Raw genomic sequence first — 1,634 nt, forward strand, 5'->3', positions numbered from 1 at the left:
GTGCTCGTCAAGGACAACCTCGCCGGCAAGGAACACCTCGCGGCCATCGCCGCCGTCATGGCGGTGTGCGTGGTCCGCGCGAAGTGGGGGCCGCCACGGTCCCGCGCCCCGCTGGGGGTCCGCACGCCGGCGGCCCCGCCGCCGGCTCGGAGGCAGCCGCCGGCTCGGACGCAGCCGCCTCGGACGCAGCCGCCGGGCGGGCCGCGGCCTCCGGAACCCCCGTGTCCCCCTTCCACCGGGACCGCCTGAGGCCTTGGGGGGCTGTACGGGGCCGCCCTGCGACCCGGCGGGTCTTGGGGGGCTGACGTCCTCGCCCCGGTGCCGCCCGGTACCGCCCGACGCCGGACCGGCGAAGCGCGAGCCCGTACCGTATCCGGGTGACGACCACAGACCTCGGGCCCGGGCCCTTCCCCACCGGGCGGCAGTGGATGCGGGCCCACCCGCTCGCCACCGACGCCGTGCTGGCGCTCGGGGCACTGGTCTCCATGCTCCTCGGGTCCTTCGTCGACCCGCACGGCCCCCTCGGGCCCACCTTCCGCACCCGCGCCCCCGAACCGGTCTCGCTGCTGCTGATGCTGCTCGGCGCGGCCGCCCTGGTCTTCCGCCGCCGCAGCCCGCGCACCGTCCTCGCCGTCACCTGCGGGCTGACCCTGGTGGAACTGGCCACCGGCGAGCCCCGGGCGCCCGTCGCGATGAGCGCCGTGATCGCCCTCTACACGGTGGCCGCCCGCACCGACCGGCCCACCACCTGGCGGACCGGCCTGCTGACGATGGCGGGCCTGACCGGGGTGGCCATGCTGGCCGGACCGCTGCCCTGGTACGCGCAGGAGAACATCGGCATCTTCGCCTGGACCGGCATGGCCGCGGCCGCCGGCGACGCGGTCCGCAGCCGCCGGGCCTTCGTCGACGCCATCCGGGAACGGGCCGAACGCGCCGAACGCACCCGCGAGGAGGAGGCCCGGCGCCGGGTCGCGGAGGAACGGCTGCGCATCGCCCGGGACCTGCACGACGTGGTGGCCCACCACATCGCCCTGGTCAATGTCCAGGCGGGGGTGGCCGCGCACGTCATGGACAAGCGGCCCGACCAGGCCAAGGAGGCCCTGGCCCACGTACGGGACGCGAGCCGGTCCGCCCTGAACGAACTCCGGGCGACGGTCGGCCTGCTGCGCCAGTCCGGCGACCCGGAGGCCCCGACGGAACCCGCGCCGGGACTGGCCGTACTGGACGAACTCCTCGACACCTTCCGGCACGCGGGCCTGCCGGTCGATGCCACCGTCCAGCTGGGGACGGAGGCGGAGGCGCTGCCCGCCGCCGTGGACCTGGCGGCGTACCGGGTGATCCAGGAGGCCCTGACCAACGTCCGCAAGCACGCGGGCCCGGGCGCACAGGCCCAGGTCAGCGTGGTCCGGGTGGGGGCCTCGGTGGAGGTCACCGTCCTGGACGACGGCGGCGACTCCGCCGACTCCTCCCCCGCCCCCGCTCCCCCGGGCGGCGGCCACGGCCACCTCGGCATGCGCGAACGCGCGGGCGCCCTCGGCGGCTCCTGCTTCACGGGCCCCAGGTACGGCGGCGGCTACCGGGTCCACGCCATCCTGCCGGTGTAGCCCTCGCGGCCCGGGCCCGCCTTTGCCCCC

Annotated in this window: 1 protein-coding gene and 1 pseudogene; both read left to right on the forward strand. The window is 77.0% G+C overall.

Annotated features, from left to right (window positions below):
- Window positions 1-249 (forward strand): annotated as a pseudogene (locus VR44_RS46350) (hypothetical protein); the annotation flags it as partial.
- A gap of 179 nt (window positions 250-428) precedes the next feature.
- Window positions 429-1,604, forward strand: a complete 1,176-nt coding sequence (locus tag VR44_RS09250) for a sensor histidine kinase (RefSeq protein WP_045946922.1) — start codon at window positions 429-431, stop codon at window positions 1,602-1,604.
- Window positions 1,605-1,634 lie beyond the last annotated feature (30 nt).

The sequence above is a fragment of the Streptomyces katrae genome (assembly GCF_000966975.1).
Classification (GTDB): Bacteria; Actinomycetota; Actinomycetes; order Streptomycetales; family Streptomycetaceae; genus Streptomyces; species Streptomyces katrae.